Origin of the sequence: Cellulomonas composti (assembly GCF_007990245.1) — a bacterium.
Lineage (GTDB): Bacteria > Actinomycetota > Actinomycetes > Actinomycetales > Cellulomonadaceae > Cellulomonas > Cellulomonas composti.
Map to the genome: position 1 here is coordinate 28,921 of NZ_BJWG01000012.1, position 15,184 is coordinate 44,104.

The 15,184-nt window shown below is 73.1% G+C and carries 13 protein-coding genes; 8 read left to right on the top strand and 5 right to left on the bottom strand.

From position 1 onward, the window contains the following. Positions 1–120: 120 nt before the first annotated feature. Genes CCO02nite_RS12510 through CCO02nite_RS12530 form a run of 4 tightly spaced genes read left to right on the top strand, consistent with a single transcriptional unit; the run spans position 121 to position 3,551 of the window. Positions 121–849: a response regulator transcription factor gene (locus tag CCO02nite_RS12510; RefSeq protein WP_146843495.1), complete on the top strand. Its 729-nt coding sequence runs from the start codon at positions 121–123 to the stop codon at positions 847–849. Next, a complete protein-coding gene (locus CCO02nite_RS12520) occupies positions 846–2,504 on the top strand; it encodes a sensor histidine kinase (protein ID WP_246117534.1) in 1,659 nt (552 codons plus the stop codon). The genes CCO02nite_RS12510 and CCO02nite_RS12520 overlap by 4 nt, the downstream gene beginning before the upstream one ends. 22 nt (positions 2,505–2,526) lie before the next feature. After that, positions 2,527–3,273 carry an HD domain-containing protein gene (locus tag CCO02nite_RS12525; protein WP_146843496.1) on the top strand — a complete coding sequence of 249 codons (747 nt, stop codon included), beginning with the start codon at positions 2,527–2,529 and terminating at the stop codon, positions 3,271–3,273. Next, positions 3,270–3,551 carry a DUF4031 domain-containing protein gene (locus tag CCO02nite_RS12530; RefSeq protein WP_146843497.1) on the top strand — a complete coding sequence of 94 codons (282 nt, stop codon included), beginning with the start codon at positions 3,270–3,272 and terminating at the stop codon, positions 3,549–3,551. The genes CCO02nite_RS12525 and CCO02nite_RS12530 overlap by 4 nt, the downstream gene beginning before the upstream one ends. 29 nt (positions 3,552–3,580) lie before the next feature. Here the strand turns inward: CCO02nite_RS12530 and CCO02nite_RS12535 are convergent, their stop codons facing one another. Beyond that, positions 3,581–7,321 carry an outer membrane protein assembly factor BamB family protein gene (locus CCO02nite_RS12535; RefSeq protein WP_146843498.1) on the bottom strand — a complete coding sequence of 1,247 codons (3,741 nt, stop codon included), beginning with the start codon at positions 7,319–7,321 and terminating at the stop codon, positions 3,581–3,583. A gap of 268 nt (positions 7,322–7,589) precedes the next feature. Here CCO02nite_RS12535 and CCO02nite_RS12540 point away from each other — a divergent pair, with 268 nt between their 5' ends. Then, positions 7,590–8,813 (top strand): pyridoxal phosphate-dependent aminotransferase, encoded by a 1,224-nt coding sequence (locus tag CCO02nite_RS12540; RefSeq protein ID WP_146843499.1) that lies wholly within the window; start codon positions 7,590–7,592, stop codon positions 8,811–8,813. A 573-nt stretch (positions 8,814–9,386) separates the two neighbouring features. Next, positions 9,387–9,593 carry a hypothetical protein gene (locus tag CCO02nite_RS12545; protein ID WP_146843500.1) on the top strand — a complete coding sequence of 69 codons (207 nt, stop codon included), beginning with the start codon at positions 9,387–9,389 and terminating at the stop codon, positions 9,591–9,593. A gap of 162 nt (positions 9,594–9,755) precedes the next feature. Here CCO02nite_RS12545 and groL read toward each other — a convergent pair whose 3' ends face one another. After that, positions 9,756–11,381: a chaperonin GroEL gene (gene groL, locus CCO02nite_RS12550; RefSeq protein ID WP_146843501.1), complete on the bottom strand. Its 1,626-nt coding sequence runs from the start codon at positions 11,379–11,381 to the stop codon at positions 9,756–9,758. Between the two features lie 219 nt (positions 11,382–11,600). On the opposite strand from groL, the gene CCO02nite_RS12555 reads away from it, so the two are divergent. Next, positions 11,601–13,028 carry a glycoside hydrolase family 15 protein gene (locus CCO02nite_RS12555; RefSeq protein WP_146843502.1) on the top strand — a complete coding sequence of 476 codons (1,428 nt, stop codon included), beginning with the start codon at positions 11,601–11,603 and terminating at the stop codon, positions 13,026–13,028. A gap of 10 nt (positions 13,029–13,038) precedes the next feature. Here the strand turns inward: CCO02nite_RS12555 and cspE are convergent, their stop codons facing one another. The 3 genes from cspE to CCO02nite_RS12570 form a co-directional block, all read right to left on the bottom strand. Further along, on the bottom strand, positions 13,039–13,242 hold the full coding sequence (gene cspE, locus CCO02nite_RS12560; protein ID WP_146843503.1) for a transcription antiterminator/RNA stability regulator CspE: 204 nt from the start codon (positions 13,240–13,242) through the stop codon (positions 13,039–13,041). Positions 13,243–13,364: 122 nt separating this feature from the next. After that, a complete protein-coding gene (locus CCO02nite_RS12565) occupies positions 13,365–13,979 on the bottom strand; it encodes a LytR C-terminal domain-containing protein (protein WP_146843504.1) in 615 nt (204 codons plus the stop codon). Between the two features lie 72 nt (positions 13,980–14,051). Then, the gene (locus CCO02nite_RS12570; protein ID WP_146843505.1) at positions 14,052–14,351 is read right to left on the bottom strand and encodes a DUF3263 domain-containing protein; all 300 of its coding nucleotides are present in this window, start codon (positions 14,349–14,351) and stop codon (positions 14,052–14,054) included. Positions 14,352–14,472: 121 nt separating this feature from the next. Between CCO02nite_RS12570 and CCO02nite_RS12575 the strand changes: the two genes are divergently transcribed. Next, entirely contained in the window at positions 14,473–15,147 is a 675-nt protein-coding gene (locus CCO02nite_RS12575; protein ID WP_146843506.1) for a uracil-DNA glycosylase, read from the top strand. Positions 15,148–15,184: the final 37 nt, after the last annotated feature.

The following is a 15,184-nucleotide window of genomic DNA, read 5'->3' on the forward strand; positions in this document are numbered from 1 at the left end:
ACGGTACCTGCTACCGGACGGACGTCCGAAACGCCGGGATCGGTCGGCGCGCCGGAGCACCGGAGCGTCCGTCCAGCCCGTTCCCAGGCAACGTCCAGCGATCCGCGTCAGGATCACACCATGAGCGCGCACCCGACTGAGCACGAGGCCCGACTGCTCGTCGTCGACGACGAACCGAACATCCGCGAGCTGCTGGCCACGAGCCTGCGGTTCGCCGGCTTCGACGTGCACGCCGCGGCCGACGGCGGCGCAGCCCTGCGCCTCGCGCGTGACCTGCAGCCGGACCTCGTCGTGCTCGACGTGATGCTCCCGGACATGGACGGCTTCACCGTCACGCGCCGCATGCGCGAGAAGGGTCAGCACATCCCCGTGCTGTTCCTCACCGCGCGCGACGACACCGCCGACAAGGTGCAGGGCCTGACCGTCGGCGGCGACGACTACGTGACCAAGCCGTTCTCGCTCGAGGAGGTCGTCGCCCGCATCCGCGCGATCCTGCGCCGCACCGCGCCCGTCGTCGACGACGAGGCGAACGTCCTGCGCTACGCCGACCTCGAGCTCGACGAGGACTCGCACGAGGTGCACCGCGCGGGCCAGGAGATCGACCTGTCCCCCACCGAGTTCAAGCTGCTGCGCTACCTCATGCTCAACCCCGGCCGCGTGCTGTCCAAGGTGCAGATCCTCGACCACGTCTGGCAGTACGACTGGGGCGGCGACGCCAACATCGTCGAGTCCTACATCTCCTACCTGCGCCGCAAGGTCGACTCGCTCGACGGGCCGGACGGTCAGCGGCTGCCCGCGCTCATCCACACCAAGCGCGGCGTCGGGTACCTCCTGCGGGCGGCGACGTGACGACACCGTCGGCGCGCCCCGTCCCACCGCCGCCTCCCCCGCCTCCGCCGCCGCCCGCGTCGCCGGTCGCGCGGGTCGTCGAGCCTGTCGTCGAGCCTGCGCTCACGGCGTCCGACGAGAACGGCACCGGGCCCGACGACGACGCGACGCCTCTCGCTGCGCAGGCCGGGTCCACCCGCGGTCTGCGCGCCCGGTGGGCGGGTGTGCCGCTCACGGCGCGGCTCGTCGGGATCATCAGCTCCCTGCTCGCGATCGGCCTGATCGCCGCGGGCGTGCTGGCCGGGACGCTGCTCTACCGCACCCTGATCCAGCAGGTCGACGACAAGCTCGTCACCGAGGGCCTCTGGCTCGCCAACCAGGCCGGCACGACCGAGCCGGGACGCAACCTGCCCACGGACTACTACGGCCAGTTCACGACCGCGAGCGGCGAGACCCAGGTGATGTTCGCGCCGCGCCCCGACACGCTCAAGGCCTACGGCACGCCGCAGTTCCCCGAGCTCACGGCGACCCAGGCCGCCGAGCGCGCGGGCGAGCCCTTCACCGTGAGCTCGAGCAGGTCGGGCGAGCGCTGGCGCGCCATCGTGTACCCGGCCCGGACCACCGACGGCCAGGATGCGGTGGTCGCGGTCGCGCTGCCGCTCGACGACGTGCAGGACACGGTCACCGCGATGGCCGGCGTGCTCGTCGCGTCGGGGCTGGTCATCCTGCTCGTCGGGGCCTTGACGGGGCGCTGGGCGGTGCGCCGTTCGCTGCGCCCCCTGCGCGAGATCGAGACCACGGCCGAGGCGTTCGCCGCGGGTGACTTCTCGCAGCGTGTCCCCACGGCCCCGACCAGCACCGAGGTGGGCCGGCTCGGCGCCGCGCTCAACGGCATGCTCGCCCAGATCGAGCAGGCGTTCGCGGTCCGCACGGCCTCCGAGGCGCGGATGCGCCGGTTCGTCGCGGACGCGTCGCACGAGCTGCGCACACCGCTGGCGACGATCCGCGGCTACGGCGAGCTCTACCGGATGGGCGCGCTGCGCGAGCCCGAGCAGCTGGCCGACACCATGCAGCGCATCGAGTCGTCCGCGACCCGGATGGGCGGGCTCGTCCAGGACCTGCTCTCCCTCGCGCGGCTCGACGAGCGGCGGCCGATGCGCTCGGCGCCCGTCGACCTCACCGTGCTGGCGGCCGATGCCGTCAGCGACCTGCACGCGCTCGACCCGACGCGTCGAACCCGCCTGCTGCCGCTGCTCGACGGCGCCGGCTCCGGCCCCGTCGTTGTGCCCGGTGACGAGGCGCGGCTGCGCCAGGTCGTCGCGAACCTCGTCGGGAACGTCGTGCAGCACACGCCGGCCGGGACGCCCGTCGAGATCGCGGTCGGGATGACGAGTGCCGCGGACGGCACGCGCGCGGGCGTGGTCGAGGTGCGTGACCACGGCCCGGGCATCGATCCGCAGCACGCGGCGCGCGTGTTCGAGCGGTTCTACCGGGTCGACGCCTCGCGCGGCCGCGACTCGGGCGGAGCGGGCCTCGGCATGGCGATCGTCGCCGCGATCGTCGACGCGCACGCAGGTCAGGTGGGCCTCGAGCAGACCCCCGGCGGCGGGACGACCGTCCGTGTCACGCTCCCAGCGGTGGCCCACGGCCCCGCGGGCTACGATGACGCGTCCTGAGTCCCCTGCGTGAGGTCTGTCCATGGGCGTCGTCGACGCACCGGCGTGGCTGCTGCCCGCCTACGTCCGCCACGTCGTGGGGGCCGGCGCCACCGCGTCGGTCGACGACATCAAGGCTGCCGGCCGCCGGCTGGAGGAGCGCTGGACCTCGCCCGGTCGCGAGTTCCACAACCTCAAGCACCTGGCTGACGTGCTCGTGCGGGTCGACGAGCTCGACGAGGAGACCCACGAGCCCGACCTCGTGCGGCTCGCCGCGTGGTACCACGGCGCGGTGTTCGACGCGGCCGACCGCAAGGCGTACGAGAGCCGCGGCGGCGAGGACGAGACCGCGAGCGCGGCGGTCGCCTACACGGACCTGACCGAGCTGGGCGTGCCCGAGGCGAGCGCCCGCCGTGTCCACGACCTCGTCGCGGCGCTCGTCCGGCACAGCCCCGACCCGACCGACCCGGACTGCGCCGTGCTGTGCGACGCCGACCTGGCCGTGCTCGCCACCGAGCCGCAGCGCTACAAGGCCTACCTGCACGACGTGCGCGCCGAGTACGCACACCTGCCCGCCGAGGACTACGTCCGCGCGCGCGTCCGGATCCTGCGCAAGCTCCTCGCCCGCAAGACGCTGTTCTCCTCGCCGCTCGGCGCGGCCTGGGAGGAACCCGCCCGCCAGAACGTCTCGGCCGAGCTGCAGCGCCTCGAGAAGGAGCTCGCGAAGCTGGACGAGGCGGCCGCCGCCGTCTCGTCGGACGACACCGGCGCGGGCGACGCGCAGCCGTGATCCTCCTCGACCCGCCGCTGTGGCCGAACCACGGCCGGATGTGGTCGCACCTGGTCAGCGACGCCTCGTTCGACGAGCTGCACGACTTCGCCGCGCGCGCCGGAATCCCCGCACGCGGCTTCGACCTGGACCACTACGACGTGCCCGACGAGCGCTACGACGCGTTGGTCGCCGCCGGGGCGGTGCCGGTCGACGCGCACGAGCTCATCCGCCGCCTGCGCGCCAGCGGCCTGCGTGTCCCGGCCCGCGACCGCGGAAAGAGCACCGTGCAGCGCTGACGGTCGGCACGTAACCGCCCGATGCGGTGTCAGCCGCCGTACGCGCGGATGGATCCGTCGTTCGCGTACGCCCAGATCCGGCCGCCGGCCACCGACGGGCGTGAATGTGAGGCCGACTGACCCCAGAGCCCGGCCGGCAGCGCGGGGGACGACCACTGCGTCTGCAGGGTCGCGATGTCGAGCGCGACGAGCCGGCCCGAGTTGTCCCGGACCACCACGGCGTCGCCGACCAGCACGGGTGCCGTACTGGCGCCGAGCGACGTGGCCGACCGCAGGACGCTCGCGCCGGTGGTGCGGTCCACGAGCACGACGCCGCCGTCGATCGACGTCAGCGCGATCCACCGCTCACTGACGGCAGGCGCGAAGAAGGTCGGCTCACGCGTCTGCCACAGCACCGCGCCGGTGGCCGGGTCGAACGCGGTGATGCCCTCGAGCCCGGTGCCGTAGACCACGCCGTCGGCGACGACCGGTGCGACGTACGGGCTCTCGTACCCGGCGCTCGTGCACGACGAGCCGGGGTAGCCGAAGCGCTTCGTCCACACACGGGCACCGGTCGCGGCGTCGAGCGCGACGAGGTCGCACTTGTCGTAGCCGAACAGCCGTGTGCCGTCGGTCGCGAGGTCGAAGCCGTCGTAGCCCGAGTTCGCGGGGACCGGTGCGGTCCACACGACGGCGTGCGTGCCGGCGCTCAGCGCGTACACGTTCTTGCCCACGTGCACGACGAGCCGGCCGCCGACCGGCAGCACCGAGCCGGTGCCGTCCGCCGGGGACTCCGCCGGGAGCAGCGTCGACCACGACGAGGCGCCCGTCGCGGCGTCGAGCACGACGACCCGGCTGCGGTTCGTCAGCGCGATCACGCTGCTGCCGCTCAGCGTGGGCGTGCCGGCGAAGATCTCGCCGTCGAGACCGCCGGGCACCGATGCGGTCCACGTGGGGGCGACGGCCCCGGTCCCGCTCGTCGGGAACAGCCGCAGGCTGCCGTCCTGACCCAGGTCGAGGACGCGCGTCGCATCGACCACCACCTCGCCACCGCGCCAGCCGTGCGGGTTGCCGGACGGCTGCTCGAAGGCCTGCGACCGCCAACGCTGCGCGAAGCCCGCCATGGCGTCGACGTTCACCGCGGCCTCGCTCGCGGCGAACCCGCTCCGGGTCGCGCCGCCGCCGCCGGTGACCCACGTGCTCGTCGCGGCGGTGCGCACGGCGAGCGCCATCGGACGGCTCGCGGTCCGTCCGGCCGCGTCCGTCACGCGCACGACGAAGGACGACGAGCCGGCCGTGGCGGGCGTACCGCTGATCCGGCCGCCGCTCGTCAGGGTCAGACCGGCCGGCAGCGAGCCGGAGGTGAGCGCCCAGGTGCGGGAGCCCGTCCCGCCGGACGCGGCCAGGTCGGTCGAGTACGCCGTGCCCGTCCAGGCCGGGCTCAGGAGCTGCAGCGGCAGCACCGGGAGCGGCGCGTTGATGCTCAGCACCTGCATGCCCGACCAGTAGCGCGCGAGCACCTTGCCGTCGGCGACGATCGGCTGCAGGTAGGTGGGGCCGGGGATCGCGATCTGCCTCAGGACGGCGCCGGTCGCCGGGTCCACTGCGTAGAGCTGGCTCTCGCCCTGCTCGCGGATCAGGCCGCTCGTGTGCACCCACACCACGCCCGGCGCGACGGTGATGCCGCCCCAGACCTGCTGCCAGGTGTCCATGACCCACCGCTGGGTCCCGTCGGTGAGCCGCAACGCGATCACGCCCGTGTCGTACGCGCCGCCCCACTCGGAGAACTGCGCCGTGGGTACGTACACGTTCGTCGCGTCCGCGGCGAGGTCCAGGTAGACGGGGCGGCTCGGTGTGGTCGACCACACGACGGCGCCGGTCGCCGCGGACCGCCGGACGACCGACGTCGCGCCGCTCGGTAGCTGCTCGGAGGTGATCACATCGCCCCCGACGACCAGCACCTGCTGCACGTCGGTCCCGGCGGTCCAGCCCGGTGTGCCGGTGCCGCCGACGGCGAACGTCCGCATCGGCGCGTCCCAGAACGAGACGAACACGCGCGTCCCGTCGCTGGCGATGTCGCTCGGGTACATGTCGCCCAGCGGACGCTGCCACAGCTGGACGCCGGTCGCGAGCGACCAGGCGCGCAGCGACCACGTGCTGCCCGCGCCGTGCGCGGCGATCAGGCGGTCGCCCACCACGACGGCCGTCTGGGTGGTGAGCTCCTCGGTGTCCAGCGTGCTCCAGGCGACGTCGTGGTCGCCGCCGCGGTCGAACGCCACGACGGCGCCCTGCGTCTGGCAGATCACGAGCGCGGCGGTCACGAAGATCTCCGTGCAGTCGACCGACTGGCCGTACGTCGTCAGCACCGGGGCTCGCCACAGCTCCTCGCCCGTCGACAGCGAGGAAGCGATCAGCCCGTACACCTGCGACGTCTCGAACTGGCCCGAGGTGTACAGGACGCCGCCCGCGACAGCCGTGGCCGCCGACGGCGCGCGGGTCTGCTCGACGCGCAGTCGGGCCAGGTCGCTCGGACGGATCACCCCGTCGGTCGTCGTGGACGCCCCGGCAGGGCCGACCTCGGGGTGCAGCCAGTCGACCGGCGCCACCACCGTCAGGCTCAGGGCGGCCGACGCGCTCGCGCCCTCGGCGTCCTCGACCCGCAGCGTGAACGTGCTCGTCCCGTCGGCGGTCGGCGTGCCGACGAGCGTGCCGTCGGGGCGCAGCGTGATGCCCGCGGGTAGCGTGCCGGCCGTCCTCGACCACGTGCGGGCGCCGTGGCCGCCGACCGCCTGCACGGGGTAGGCGAGCTGGAGCCCGCGCACGGCCTGCGGCAGGTCGGCGTCGAGGATCACAGGAGTGGCGGGCTCGACCACGACGACGTCCAGCTGTGCGGAGTCGGTGTACCCGCTCGAGTCCCCCAGCGTGACCGTGATCGGCCAGGTGCCGGCGCTCGTCGGGGTGCCGGTCAGCTTGCCCTTCGAGAACGTGAGACCCGGCGGAAGGTCGCCCTCGACGCTCCAGGTCAGCGGCGCGAGGACGTACGACGCCTTGACCGTCGCCGTGTACGGCGCGTGCATCGTCGCGGTCGGCAGGCTCGTCGTGGTGATCGTCGCGGTCTTCGCGGCGATCTTGCGGCTCGGCGACGCGGCCGTCTCCAGCACTCCGTACACCTCGGGGAGCCTGACGCGGTACGGCGTCGCCTTCGGGTAGTACACGGTGAAGGGGATCGCGACGGAACCGTTCGGCCGCACCGGGGCGCTGGCGACCGTCCCCCAGGACCCTCCCGAGTACGCCTGGACCTCCGCGGACGAGCCGGAGAGCGCGGTCGCCGTCCGCACGGTCCACGTGACGGTGCTCCCCAGGCGGACGGTCGCGTCCGACGGGGTGACCGTGCTCGAGAGGAACGGGGCGGTCACCCGGACCATGCGGGTCGGCGAGGTCGCCGCGGTGAACCCCGTGTCGCCTGCGAACGTCGTCCTGAACTGCTGTGCCGCGCGGAGCGCGGACCGCGTGAACGAGTAGGTGCCGGTCGAGCTCGTCGTGGCGGAGGTGACGAGCTTCCAGGTCGTCGTGAGCGGGGCTCGGCCGTACAGGCTGACCTTCTTGCCGGACAGCGCCGCGCCCGACGAGCGGGTCAGCTTGCCGGTGAGCTTGATGGTGCCGTCGTACGCCACGGTCGACGCGCTGATCGTCGCGGTGAGGCTCGTCGCGACCTTGGCCGCAGGCGCCGTCGCGCCCGCTGGAGCGCCCGCCCCGACGGTGGCGAGGAGCACCCCGACGACGACCCCCACTGCGAGGAGCGCACGAACGGGTCGGTGTGCGTGCCGTGAGTGCATCGTCGCCTCCAGGCATCGGCCGCCGTGGACGGCCGCGTGTCGTCGCTGCACCCCTGCGCTGACCTGAGTGTCGCGAAACCCGGACAAACGGGACAGGTGTACGCCGGGTGAAACACGAACGTGTGACACGCGTCGCCGCGGTGCTTGCGGCGAGCCGGCGCGCGTTCGGCATCTGAGCCGTCCGGCTGGGGTCCGGGCGGGCGGGGCGCCTACGCTGCCGGTCATGCACCCGCGCACCCTCGATCAGTCGTCGAAGCTGAAGGACGTCCTCTACGAGATCCGCGGGGCGACGCTCGTCGAGGCAGCACGCCTCGAGGCCGAGGGCTACGCGGTGCTCAAGCTCAACACCGGCAACCCGGCGGCCTTCGGGTTCGAGGCCCCGCACCAGATCGTGCGGGACATGATCGCGGCGATCCCGTCCGCGCACGGGTACAGCGAGTCGCAGGGCATCCTGTCCGCGCGACGGGCCGTCGTCACGCGCTACGAGACCTCGCCCGGCTTCCCCGTGTTCGACGTCGAGGACGTCTACCTCGGCAACGGCGTCTCCGAGCTCATCACGATGGTCATGCAGGCCCTGCTCGACGAGGGCGACGAGGTGCTCATCCCGTCCCCGGACTACCCGCTGTGGACCGCGATGACGTCGCTGTCCGACGGCCGCCCGGTGCACTACCGGTGCGACGAGTCGAACGGCTGGCAGCCCGACCTCGAGCACCTCGAGTCCCTGATCACCCCGCGCACCAAGGCGCTCGTCGTGATCAACCCGAACAACCCGACCGGCGCCGTCTACTCGCACGAGACGCTCACCGCGCTCGCGGACATCGCGCGGCGGCACTCGCTCCTGCTGCTGGCCGACGAGATCTACGACCGGATCCTGTTCGACGGCGCGGTCCACATCCCGATGGCGACCGTCGCCCCGGACCTGCTGTGCCTCACCTTCAACGGCCTCTCGAAGACCTACCGCGTCGCCGGCTACCGCTCGGGCTGGATGGTCATCACCGGTCCGCGCGACCATGCGACCGGGTTCCTCGAGGGCATCCAGCTGCTCGCGTCGACCCGCCTGTGCGCCAACGTCCCCGCGCAGCACGCGCTGCAGGCCGCACTCGGCGGCGTGCAGTCCATCGAGGGCCTCGTCGCCCCCGGCGGCCGGCTCCACGACCAGCGCGAGGTCGCGTGGCAGGCGCTGACCGCGATCCCCGGCGTGACCTGCGTGAAGCCCGCCGGTGCGCTCTACATGTTCCCGCGCCTCGACCCGGACGTGTACGAGATCCGCGACGACGCCAAGCTCGTCTACGACCTCCTGGTCAGCGAGCACATCCTGCTGGTCCAGGGCACGGGCTTCAACTGGCCGTCGCCCGACCACCTGCGCATCGTCACCCTCCCCGAGTCCCGCGTCCTGGCCGAAGCCATCACCCGCCTAGGCACCTTCCTCACCACCTACCACCAGTAACTCCCCCTGAACGCAGCCGTGGATGCAGCTCCCGGCGGCTCGACCCGCCGACCCCTGCACCCATCCCTGCCGCCAACGCAGGTCGAGGCGGCCGCCGGGGCACCCGCCGCCACGGCACCCCGCCCCGGCACACCCACCGCTGCCGCACGGACCCTCGACCGGCCGGCCGCCACCAACGCCCCCTCCCGGCGTCGATGCAGCGATGAGTGCAGGTCTCGGCGGCCAGACCCGCCAAGACCTGCATCGACTCCTGCATCGCCGGGCGGAGGCCCCGTGGGGATGGGCGCCGAAGCCGGGAGTGGCCGACCCGACCGGGATCAGCGGCGATGCAGGGATGAAAGCAGGTCCGGGCGGGTGGACCCGCCAAGACCTGCATCGACTCCTGCATCGCCGGGCGGAGGCTCCGTGGGGATGGGCGCCGGAGCCGGGGGTGGCGGACCCGACGGGGCTCAGCGTCGATGCAGGGATGAAGGCAGGTGTGGGCGGGTGGACCCGGCGAGAGCTGCATCGATCGGTGCATCGACGCGGGTGGCGAGGGTGGCGGGACGGGAGGGCGTGGGTGAGGATGGCGGCGTGGAGGCTGTGGAGGGCGTGGAGGGCGCGGAGGCAGGTGCGGGGGACGCCGCGGGCGGCGTGAACCGGGAGGCCGGTGGCGAGTACGCCGTGCTGCCGGAGCCTGTGCGGCTGGCGGACACGACGGTCGGGGTCGAGACCAGGCTGGTCCCCGACCCGGACGAGGTCCACGACCCAGGCCCGGACATCGTGATCCGCGGCTACTGAGCCGGCGACAGCGACGCCGTCTCGACACGAGACGCTCGACACGGATGCGCGACGCGGGACGCAGACGTGCACAGGACGCGGTGAGGGCCGGTCACCGAGTGGTGACCGGCCCTCACCGTCCAGCTGATGCGGCGGTCAGGCCGCGTGACTCACGTCAGCGGGTCAGAAACCGCCGCCGAAGTCGTCGCCACCGCCGGCGGGGGCCGCGGAGGCCTTCTCCGGCTTGTCGGCCACAACGGCCTCGGTGGTGAGGAACAGCGCCGCGATCGACGCGGCGTTCTGCAGCGCCGAGCGCGTGACCTTGACCGGGTCGTTGACGCCGGCGGCCAGCAGGTCCTCGTAGGTGTTCGTCGCCGCGTTCAGGCCGTGGCCCGTCGGCAGGTTGCGCACCTTCTCGGCCACGACGCCGCCCTCGAGACCGGCGTTGATCGCGATCTGCTTGAGCGGAGCCTCGATCGCGAGCTTGACGATCGCGGCACCGGTGGCCTCGTCACCCTCGAGCACGAGGTTCTCGAACGCCGTCTTGCCGGCCTGGATGAGCGCCACGCCGCCACCGGCGACGATGCCCTCCTCGACGGCCGCCTTCGCGTTGCGAACGGCGTCCTCGATGCGGTGCTTGCGCTCCTTGAGCTCGACCTCGGTGGCCGCGCCCGCCTTGATGACGGCCACGCCGCCGGCGAGCTTGGCGAGGCGCTCCTGCAGCTTCTCGCGGTCGTAGTCCGAGTCGGAGTTCTCGATCTCGGCACGGATCTGCGAGACGCGACCGGCGATCTGCGCGGCGTCGCCGGAACCCTCGACGATCGTGGTCTCGTCCTTCGTCACGACGATCTTGCGCGCCGTGCCGAGGACCTCGAGGCCCACCGTGTCGAGCTTGAGGCCGACGGTCTCGCTGACGACCTGGCCACCCGTGAGGATCGCCATGTCCTGCAGCATCGCCTTGCGGCGGTCGCCGAAGCCCGGCGCCTTGACGGCGACGGACTTGAACAGGCCACGGATCTTGTTCACGACGAGGGTCGCGAGGGCCTCACCCTCGACGTCCTCGGCGACGATGAACAGCGGCTTGCCGGACTGGATGACCTTCTCCAGCAGCGGCAGCAGGTCCTTGACGTTCGAGATCTTCGACTCGACGAGCAGGACGTACGCGTCCTCGAGGACGGCCTCCTGACGCTCCGGGTCGGTCACGAAGTACGCCGACAGGAAGCCCTTGTCGAAGCGCATGCCCTCGGTGAGCTCGAGCTCGAGGCCGAGCGCGTTGGACTCCTCGACGGTGATGACGCCTTCCTTGCCGACCTTGTCGAGCGCCTCGGCGATGAGGTCGCCGATCGCCTGGTCGCCGGCGGAGATGGCGGCCGTGGCGGCGATCTCCTCCTTCGTCTCGACGTCCTTCGCCTGCGCGAGCAGCGCGACGGTGACCGCCTCGACGGCCTTCTCGATGCCGCGCTTGAGCGCGATCGGGTTGGCGCCGGCGGCGACGTTGCGCAGGCCCTCGCGCACGAGCGCCTGGGCGAGCACGGTGGCGGTCGTGGTGCCGTCACCCGCGACGTCGTCGGTCTTCTTGGCGACCTCCTTGACGAGCTCCGCGCCGATCTTCTCGAAGGGGTCCTCGAGGTCGATCTCCTTGGCGATGGAGACGCCGTCGTTGGTGATCGTGGGGGCGCCCCACTTCTTGTCCAGCACGACGTTGCGGCCCTTCGGGCCGAGGGTGACCTTGACGGTGTCGGCGAGGACGTTCAGGCCCCGCTCGATGCCGCGACGGGCCTCCTCGTTGAAGGCAATGATCTTGGCCATGTGGCTAGCGATCCTTCACTCGGTTCGGGTCGGCCGTCGAGCGCCCGCGACGGCCGACGACGAGCCCGCGGTCATGTCCCGCGCGCTCGAAGCCTCACCCGGACGGCCTGAGGAACTTCTGTCACTCTCCACCGGAGAGTGCTAAGCCAATGGTTAGCACTCGACCCCCCCGAGTGCAAGCGAGCCCCGTCAGGTTCACGTCCGGCGTACAGTGCCGCCGTGCCCGGTGACGACGCCCGCACCACCCGTCAGCGTCGACGGGTGGTGCTCGTCACGCTCGCTTCCGCCACGGTCACCGCCGCGCTCGTGCTCATGCCGACGGTCGGCCCGACGGCACCCGCCGCCGCCCGCCCCGCCCCGGTCGCGACGAGCGAGACGGACGTCCCGCTCCAGCAGGAGGGCGTCGCGCTCGCACCCGACGGCTCACTCGTCGAGCTGCCGACCGGCAGTGACGTGACCCTGCTGCCCGGCACCCGCGTGATCGACCCCGTCGCGCGGGACGTCGCGGCCGTCCTGCGTGGCGACGCCGCGGTCGGCGGCTCCCCGGCCGCCCAGCGCCTGGCCGACGAACAACGCCGCTGGCTCGCGAGCGGTTCGGTGCCCGGCGCGGGCGGACCGTACGAGGACATGGCCCGCACCGCGCTGCTCGACCTGCACACCCTCACCCTGGACGGCGGCGCCACGGTCGCGGGCTGGTCGTCGTACTGGCGGTACGTCTGGCCGCGCGACGCGTCGTTCGTCGCGGTCGCACTCGCCCGGACTGGGCACGCGCGCGACGGGCTGGCGGTGCTCGACTTCCTCGCGTCGGTCCAGGAACCCGACGGCACGTTCGAGGCCCGCTACCTCCCCGACGGCTCCGGACCGCCCGACGACCGCGGGCGCCAGCTCGACGGCGGCGGGTGGGTCATGTGGGCCTCCGGGCTCGTCCTGGAACGCCTGCCGGCCGGGGCGCAGCGCGAGGCCGCCGCGCAGCAGCTCGTGCCGCTCGTCACCGCGGCGGCCGACGGCGTCCTCGCACAGCTCGACGCGGACGGGCTGCCGCCCGCCTCGCCCGACTTCTGGGAGCGCGACGAGGACGACCTCACGCTCGGCACGGTCGCCCCGATCGTCGCCGGCCTCGAGCAGGCGGCCGTCGTCCTGCGCACGGCGGGCGAGCAGGCGCCGTCCGACGAGCCCCGGACGGGCACCCGGGCCGACGAGCTCGCACAGGCCGCCGCCGACCTGCGGACCGCCGCCGTTCGGCGGTTCGCCCCGGTCGGCTGGACGCGCTACGCGGAGGGCGGTTCGCACGACGCGGCGAGCGCGTTCGTCCTCGCGCCGTTCTGGTCCCGCGCTCCCCAGGGTGGCCGACAGGCGTGGGAGCAGTCGGTGACGGCGATGCGCCGCCCCGCCGGCCTCGCGCCCGCGGGCGCGTGGCGCGACGACGGCATCGCCTGGACGCCGCAGACGTCCCTGTACGCGTGGGTCGCCGCAGAGAACGGCGACGACGATGCTGCACTCGCCTGGCTCGCGACGATCGACGCGCACCGCACGACGACGGGTGCGATCCCGGAGAAGGTGCTGGCCGACGGTCGGCCCGCCGCGGTCGCCCCGCTGACGTGGAGTGCGGCGAACGTCCTGCTCGCCCTCGACGCGCTCGAGGGCTGACGGCCCGGGATCAGGCCGGACGTACCTGCTCGGCCTGCGGGCCCTTCTGACCCTGACCGACCTCGAACTCGACCTGCTGGCCCTCCTCGAGGGAGCGGTAGCCGTCCGTCTGGATGGCGCTGAAGTGCACGAACAGGTCCGCGCCGCCGTTGTCCGGCGTGATGAACCCGTAGCCCTTCTCCGCGTTGAACCACTTCACCGTGCCCTGAGCCATGCCGTCGCTCCTCGATCGGGATCCCCGCACGAGGTGGCGAGGTGGGGCGAGCCTAACGGCCTGCGCACCACCGCCACCAGGGGCGATGCGCGACGGATCCTGCCGACGACCAGGTCCGACGATCAGGGCAGGGCGGACACGAGGACGACCGTGATGCCGTCACCGGCCTGGCCGGCGTCGAGCGTCACGGTGGTCAGGCCGAGCGTTGCGGCGACGAGGTCGGCCGTGCTGCGCAGGTCGTCGGACGCGTAGTAGACGGTCGACGACGCGGGCTTCGTGCCGGAGAAGTTGTCGCTCGTCACGGACGTGAAGCCCGCGTCCGTGAGCTTCTCGGCACCCTGGCCGGCCAGCCCCTGGATGCCGGCGCCGTTGAGCACCGCGACCGGCGTCGACATGACCGGGGCGATCGTCGGCTCGGCCGTGGGCGTCGGCGACTCCGCCTGGGTGGCCTCACCCGTCGGCTCGGTGGCACCGTCCGTCGGGGCGGCCGTGGCGCTCGAGCCAGGAGTAGGCGTCGCGCTCGACGTCGTGACGTCGTCGTCGCCCGACGACCCGGTGTCCCGCGACATGTACGTCACGAGCGAGTACGCCAGCAACGGCGCGAGGACGAGCACGGCGAGGAACGGCCACCAACGGCTCCATGCGGAACGCGGCGACCGGTGCACGCCACGGGGTGCGCTCGGGTCGGCGGCGGCGTCGAACTCGTCGTCGGGGTAGGGGTAGTCGGCCTTGCTCACGGCACGAAGGCTATCTGGCGCAACCCGCGATCCACGCCAGCGCGGCGCGCGGCGCGCCCGTCCTGGGGCAGATCAGGCGTCCACGCCGAGGCGACGAGCCGTGCGCGCACGTTGGCGCGACGTGCGCATCCGGCGCAGGCGCTTGACGAGCATCGGGTCGTGCGCGAGGGCCGCGGGCTCGTCGATGAGCGCGTTGACCACCTGGTAGTAGCGCGTGGCCGACAGGTCGAACAGCTCGCGGATCGCCTGCTCCTTGGCGCCGGCGTACTTCCACCACTGCCGCTCGAACGCGAGGATCGCCGCGTCCCGCTCGGTCAGACCGTCGACCGGGGCGCCGGGCTGCGGTGCCAGCGACATCGTGGCGGCGTCCATGCGTCCTCCTGGTCCAACGGCGGGGTCCTGCTGCGGGCGTGCCGACCGGTGGCCGACGGCAGTCATCGTAGGCCCGGAATGACACCCGTGTCATTCCGTTCCGTCGCTAGTCTCGGCTCCCGTGACCGCCGCCCCGCTCGTCGACCTCGTCGCCCCGGACTGGGCCCGCGCCCTGGCCCCCGTCGAGGAGCAGGTGCACGCCACCGGCCGGTTCCTGCGCGACGAGCTCGCAGCCGGCCGCGGCTACCTCCCGGCCGGTGATGCGGTCCTGCGCGCCTTCCGGCGCCCGCTCGCGGAGGTCCGCGTGCTCGTCGTCGGGCAGGACCCGTACCCGACGCCCGGGCACGCGATGGGCCTGTCGTTCTCGGTGCAGCCCGACGTGCGCCCGCTGCCGCGCTCGCTCGACAACATCTTCCGCGAGCTCGTCGCGGACGTGGGCGTCCCGGTCCCGACGAACGGCGACCTGACGCCGTGGGCGGACCAGGGGGTCATGCTGCTCAACAGGGTCCTCACCGTGCGCCCGGGTGCGCCGGCGTCGCACCGCGGCAAGGGCTGGGAGGTCGTCACGGCGCGCGCGATCGAGGCGCTCGTCGAGCGCGGCGGCCCGCTGGTCGCGGTGCTATGGGGGCGCGACGCGCAGTCCCTCAAGCCGGCGCTCGGCGCGGTGCCGGTCGTCGAGTCGGTGCATCCCAGCCCGCTGTCCGCGAGCCGGGGGTTCTTCGGCTCGCGGCCCTTCTCGCGCGTCAACGCGCTGCTCGAGCAGCAGGGCGCCGAACCCGTCGACTGGCGGCTGTGACGGCATCGGCCGGACGCGACGCTCGTCGGCCGGAACG